The following is a 5,911-nucleotide window of genomic DNA, read 5'->3' on the forward strand; positions in this document are numbered from 1 at the left end:
GGCGAATACAAAGATTACGAAAAAGAAGGAATATGGTATGTCTATTTAAAGAAAGAAGAAAAAAAATATAAAGTTTTTTATGACAATGGAGAAATGATGGTATCAAAATCTGAAGAAATAAATTCTATTAATGACTCTATAGAAGATCAATATTATAAATTAATATTTAAAAATAATTGCAGAAAACCAATTCAAATAGCTATAAGTGCTCTAAATTTAGATGGTGAATGGGAAACTGAAGGTTTTTATAACTTTCAACCTTATGAAGAACTATTCCTAGCAAATACTGAAAATAGAACTTTCTATTTCTTTGCCGAATCTTTTGATAATGAATTGACATGGGAAGGTGAAAAATATTTAACCATCCAAGGCGAACGATATAAATTCTTAAAAAGAACAATCTCAGAAGATGAAGGTTATGGAAATTTTCTTACTACTTTAACATGTGAAGATTAATACCTAAAAAATGAAAACAGCAAATCAGCTCTCTAAACATTTACACCAAATCTATTTTGGTGGCAATTGGACATCTTCAAACTTTAAAGAAACTTTAGAAGGAGTCACTTTAGAAATGGCTACTAAAAAAATAAATGATTTAAACACCATTTTAGTACTCACCTACCATATTCATTATTATTTGAAAGGTACTATGGATGCATTTAAAAATGGGGAATTAACGATTAGAGATAAATATAGTTTTGATCATCCTACACTTAAAAATGAAACTGAATGGCAAGAGTTTAGGGATAAAATATGGATAGAAGCCAAAGAATTTATTTCATTAATTGAAGCGCTTGAAGATAATATACTCTACACAAATTTTATAGAAGAAAAATACGGAAGTTACTATAGAAACTTAGCAGGTATTATAGAGCACACACATTATCATTTAGGGCAAATCGCCATTATAAAAAAGATAATACTACATGCTTAAATTACATGAAGAAATATCATAAAGAAATGACAAATAGCTCCACCTAGCACAAACAAATGCCATATAACATGAAAATAAGGAACCTTTTGTATGGCATAAAAGATAATACCAACTGTATAAGATAAACCACCTGCAAACAACCACAATGTTCCATTTGGTCCAATAGCTTCTGATACATTCGAAAAATCAAAAATAATAAGCCAACCCATTATCAAATACAAAAGGGTTGAAAACACTTCGAACTTTCCTGTAAAAAATAGTTTTATAATCACTCCAAAGGTTGCAATTCCCCAAACTATCCAGAATAATTGCCATCCAAAACTATCTCTCAGTAATATCAATAATACAGGTGTGTAAGTTCCTGCAATAAGTAAATAGATACTAATATGATCTACTATTCTAAAATAATATTTCCGCTTCTCCCCTTTAACTGCATGATAAAATGTAGAGGCTAAGAACAAAACAATTATAGAAATACCATAAACAATAACACTGAATAAACTCCAAGGTTTAGTGTTATCTGAATAAACAATAAGTAAGACTAAAGCTACAATACCAAGTGCAGCACCAATTCCATGTGTCCATGCATTAAGCTGCTCTTCTAATTTGGTTTGAACACGCATTTAACTTTTAGACTTTGATTTTGTCTTAGGATTTGATTTCCCCCATTTATTAACACAGGCATAAAAATCAATATCAAAAGCAGGTCTTTGACGATCTAATTGCTCATTCTGAAAGGCACGTTGAAGAACATCTTCAATCAAATAGTCTTCTTCTTCATCTATCGGACTGAATTTCCTTTTCAATGAAATATTAAACAAATTTGCTGTACTATTAAACCAAAAGGCTCTCCAACCACTCCGCAGTTCTTTAATGAGTTCAAAAGTAGTTCTTCCTGTTTGCCTATGTATAAGCTTAACTAAAATTTGTCCTTCTGTTTTTGTTAGTTTCTTTAACTCAGCAGAAAATTCATCTTCAATATATTTCTGGATAACCTTAGAATATTTCTTTCTATCACGCTTCTTCTCTAGAGTTTCTAAACGTTTTTGCAATGCTTCCAAACGCTCAGCTGCAAGCTTTGCATAAGGATACACTTTTAAGGTTTTTCGTCTTAAAATGATATAACGAATTCGTGCATCGCGATCTACAAACTTTAAATTTGGTAATACTAAAACCTCATTTAATTCTACAGATGTAATTGGTATAGAATCTCCTTCTATAATCATATAGTGCACCTGTGTAGAATCTTGTTCTACAGGATCTTCTTGCGCAAAAATCGCAGAAGAAAAAAACAACGCTATATAAATTATATACTTCATCAATAAAGCTTAAGCTAAAATCATTCCAATATTGTGATTCTAACTGTTTTCAAAATTAAGAATTAATATATCCTTTAACCTTAAATTCGTATTAATATTATTATTTTTAAAGAAAATTTTACACAAATGGCTAAAAAGCAATTACTAACTAAAAAGTCGATGGATTTTTTAGAAAAATACTTAAATAATGCATCACCAACTGGATATGAATGGGAAGGACAAAAGATTTGGATGGACTATCTAAAGCCTTATGTAGATGAGTTTATAACCGACACCTATGGTTCTGCTGTTGCTGTGATTAATCCTAAGGCAAAATATAAAGTTGTGATTGAAGGACATGCTGATGAAATTTCGTGGTACGTTAATTATATATCTGATAAAGGATTATTATATGTCGTAAGAAATGGTGGAAGTGATCACCAAATAGCACCAAGTAAAATTGTAAATATCCATACAAAAAAAGGCATTGTAAAAGGTGTTTTTGGTTGGCCTGCAATCCATACAAGAAATAGAGCTAAAGAAGAAGCACCAAAACCAGATAATATTTGCATAGATATTGGAGCTAAGGATAAAGCTGAAGTAGAAAAAATGGGAGTTCATGTTGGTTGTGTGATTACATATCCAGATGAATTTCATATTCTAAATGGAGATAAGTTTGTTTGTCGCGCTCTAGATAACAGAATGGGAGGCTTTATGATTGCGGAGGTTGCACGCTTACTTCACGAGAATAAAAAGAAATTACCTTTTGGACTTTATGTGACCAATTCAGTACAAGAAGAAATTGGACTACGAGGAGCCGAAATGATTACGGAAACTATTAAACCTAACGTAGCTATCGTCACTGATGTAACTCACGATACAACGACTCCAATGATAGATCCTAAAAAAGAAGGATTAGCAGAAATAGGAAAAGGACCAGTTGTAGCTTATGCACCAGCAGTACAGCAAAAATTACGTGATTTAATTACAGATACTGCAGAAGAGAAAAAAATACCTTTTCAACGTGCTGCACTTTCTAGAGCGACAGGTACAGATACTGATGCCTTTGCATATAGCAATGGTGGTGTTGCTTCTGCCCTAATCTCTTTACCATTACGATACATGCACACCACTGTAGAAATGGTGCATAAAAGTGATGTAGAAAACGTGATTAAGTTAATTTACGAATCACTTTTAAAAATAGAAGACGGAGAAACGTTTTCATATTTTAAGTAATCATAAGCCTCTTTTTAGAGGCTTTTTTATACAGCAACGCATTCATTAATTTATTAAATAAGCAACTATGACTTTAAAAAATCAAAAGCATCAATTTGATATTCCAGAAGATGTTACTTATCTAAACACAGCATCACAATCTCCTGGATTTAAAGCGACATACGAAGCAGGTATAGACGGCTTGAAGCAAAAAAATCAACCATATACAATAACAATTTCAGATTATTTTGAACCAGTAACAGAACTCAAAAAATTATTTACAAAACTTGTAGATGCAGATGATTACAATCGTATTGCTACAATATCATCTGTATCATATGGCATAGCAACTGTTGCTAATAATATTGTTTTAAATGAAGGTGATGAGATTTTAGTTGTCGATGAACAATTTCCTAGTAATATATATTCATGGCAAAAGCTTGCAGAAAAATATGATGCAAAAATAGTTTCAATTAAATCTCCAGGAACTTCAGAACAATGGAATCTTCATATTCTAAACGCTATTAATACTAAAACTGCTTTAGTTGCCATTGGTAATATTCATTGGTCTAACGGAAGTTTATTTAACTTAAAAGCAATTAGTAAAAAAGCAAAATCACAGAACTCTTTGCTTATTATAGATGGGAGCCAGTCTATTGGAGCATTGCCTTTTTCTGTGAAAGACATTCAACCAGATGCCTTAATTTGTGCTGGTTACAAATGGTTATTTGGACCATATGGTTGTGCTTACGCATATTTTGGATCTTATTTTGATAATGGAAATCCAATTGAAGAAAATTGGTCTAATCGTTTAAATAGTGAAGATTTTTCTGGCTTAACAAATTACCAATCAGAGTATAAACCTATGGCAAATAAGTATTGTGTTGGTGAAAGTGGAAACTTCATTTATGTAAAAATGCAAATTGCAGCACTTAAGCAAATCCTAGAATGGACACCAAAAGCAATTCAAGATTATTGTAAGCATATTTCCGCAGAAGCAGTGAAAGCGTTAAAAGCATTAGGCTGTGAAATTGAAGATGAGAATTTTAGAACTCATCATTTATTTGGTATTAAACTACCTGAAAACTTAGATTTAGATGCGCTAAAAAAAGATTTATTTAGTAAACATATTTTTGTTTCATTTAGAGGTAATTACATTAGAATATCCTGTCATTTATTTAATACATCAGACGACTTTAAACCCTTAATTAATTGTTTAGCTTCACATATATAAAGTAGAAAATTTGGATGAATACATTGATATAGTTACTAAAAAAGGGCAACCAACAGGTAAAAGTGCTTTAAAATCTGAAGCTCATAAAAACGGTTGGTATCACAACACAATTCACTTGTGGTTATTCACCAAAAAAGGTGAAATTTTATTACAGCAACGTTCTCACAAAAAAGCTATATTTCCATTACTTTGGGATGTCTCTGTTGCAGGTCATATAGATGCAGGAGAGTCATTTATTGAAGCCGCATTAAGAGAGACTAAAGAAGAAATAGGATTACATTTAAAACCTAAAAATCTTAAAAAAATTGGTGTTTTTCTTCATGAGACGTGTTATAATGATGGATCCATTCAAGATAATGAATTTCATAATGTTTACATTTCAGAATTAAATGTAAAACTAAATCAACTCACTCCTCAAGAAGCGGAAGTTGAAGCCTTAAAATTAGTATCTTTTAATCAGTTTAAACAACTATTAAAACATAGTAAAACAAATAACCATTTTGTAACTACCAATACATCGTATTATACATTTGTACATAATACTATACAAAACCAACTAAATCAATGAGTTTATTATTATTCGCAGTAGCACCAGTAATGGCCATTATCCTATATATCTATTTTCAAGATAAATATGAGAAAGAGCCACCTAAACTTTTATTATTAAGTTTCTTTTTTGGTGCGATTTTAAGCATCCTTATTGTAACCATCTTATACCTATTTACTGGCCGATTAATTCCTATTACAGATGAATTTAGCGTATGGCAACAATTCATACAAGCTTTTATTGTTGTTGCACTGGCAGAAGAATTTAGCAAATATGTTATTGTAAGATATTTTGCTCAACCAAAAAAAGCCTTTAACGAACCTTACGATGGTATTATATATGCTGTTATGGTATCCATGGGTTTTGCTTGCACCGAAAACATAATGTATGTATTACAAGGTGGTTTTGAAACAGCAATTCTAAGAGCATTTACAGCTGTTCCTGCTCATGCGACTTTTGGAGTTTTGATGGGTTATTATATGGGGAAATCCAAATTCTCAAATAACAGATTCAAATTAAATATGGCTGGACTATTTTTAGCTGTACTATTCCATGGAGCTTATGATTTTTTCTTATTTATTAGGTTTATTCCAGGTATTTCTATTGGTGCATTTGTATCTCTTATTATTGGTATTGTCTTATCTAGAAAAGCAATTAAAAAACATCAACAAGATTCAAACTTT

General features: G+C 31.0%; 8 protein-coding genes. 6 read left to right on the forward strand and 2 right to left on the reverse strand.

Annotation, left to right across the window (positions count from 1 at the left end):
- Positions 1–456: DUF1036 domain-containing protein (locus tag QZZ53_RS16590; protein WP_296386774.1), on the forward strand; the 456-nt coding region annotated here is incomplete at its 5' end.
- Positions 457–466: 10 nt separating this feature from the next.
- Entirely contained in the window at positions 467–934 is a 468-nt protein-coding gene (locus QZZ53_RS16595; protein ID WP_296386778.1) for a DUF1572 domain-containing protein, read from the forward strand.
- Here QZZ53_RS16595 and QZZ53_RS16600 read toward each other — a convergent pair.
- On the reverse strand, positions 931–1,557 hold the full coding sequence (locus tag QZZ53_RS16600) for a hemolysin III family protein (RefSeq protein ID WP_296386780.1): 627 nt from the start codon (positions 1,555–1,557) through the stop codon (positions 931–933). The genes QZZ53_RS16595 and QZZ53_RS16600 overlap by 4 nt on opposite strands.
- The gene (locus QZZ53_RS16605) at positions 1,558–2,253 is read right to left on the reverse strand and encodes a DUF4294 domain-containing protein (RefSeq protein ID WP_296386782.1); all 696 of its coding nucleotides are present in this window, start codon (positions 2,251–2,253) and stop codon (positions 1,558–1,560) included.
- A gap of 126 nt (positions 2,254–2,379) precedes the next feature.
- Between QZZ53_RS16605 and QZZ53_RS16610 the strand changes: the two genes are divergently transcribed.
- The 4 genes from QZZ53_RS16610 to QZZ53_RS16625 all read left to right on the forward strand — a co-directional run.
- Entirely contained in the window at positions 2,380–3,468 is a 1,089-nt protein-coding gene (locus tag QZZ53_RS16610) for a M42 family metallopeptidase (RefSeq protein WP_296386784.1), read from the forward strand.
- A gap of 67 nt (positions 3,469–3,535) precedes the next feature.
- A complete protein-coding gene (locus QZZ53_RS16615) occupies positions 3,536–4,681 on the forward strand; it encodes an aminotransferase class V-fold PLP-dependent enzyme (protein ID WP_296386786.1) in 1,146 nt (381 codons plus the stop codon).
- Positions 4,682–4,691: 10 nt separating this feature from the next.
- Complete coding sequence (locus QZZ53_RS16620) at positions 4,692–5,249, forward strand: NUDIX domain-containing protein (protein WP_296386788.1); 558 nt, start codon at positions 4,692–4,694, stop codon at positions 5,247–5,249.
- On the forward strand, positions 5,246–5,911 hold a 666-nt coding region (locus tag QZZ53_RS16625; protein WP_296386790.1), incomplete at its 3' end, for a PrsW family glutamic-type intramembrane protease. The genes QZZ53_RS16620 and QZZ53_RS16625, both read left to right, overlap by 4 nt.

The sequence above is a fragment of the Winogradskyella sp. genome, from assembly GCF_016744625.1.
Classification (GTDB): Bacteria; Bacteroidota; Bacteroidia; order Flavobacteriales; family Flavobacteriaceae; genus Winogradskyella.

Excerpts from the sequence above, each read along its gene's own strand:
- QZZ53_RS16595 (WP_296386778.1), top strand. The coding sequence starts at position 467 with ATGAAAACAGCAAATCAGCTCTCTAAACATTTACACCAAATCTATTTT.
- QZZ53_RS16600 (WP_296386780.1), bottom strand. The coding sequence starts at position 1,557 with ATGCGTGTTCAAACCAAATTAGAAGAGCAGCTTAATGCATGGACACAT.
- QZZ53_RS16605 (WP_296386782.1), bottom strand. The coding sequence starts at position 2,253 with ATGAAGTATATAATTTATATAGCGTTGTTTTTTTCTTCTGCGATTTTT.
- QZZ53_RS16610 (WP_296386784.1), top strand. The coding sequence starts at position 2,380 with ATGGCTAAAAAGCAATTACTAACTAAAAAGTCGATGGATTTTTTAGAA.
- QZZ53_RS16615 (WP_296386786.1), top strand. The coding sequence starts at position 3,536 with ATGACTTTAAAAAATCAAAAGCATCAATTTGATATTCCAGAAGATGTT.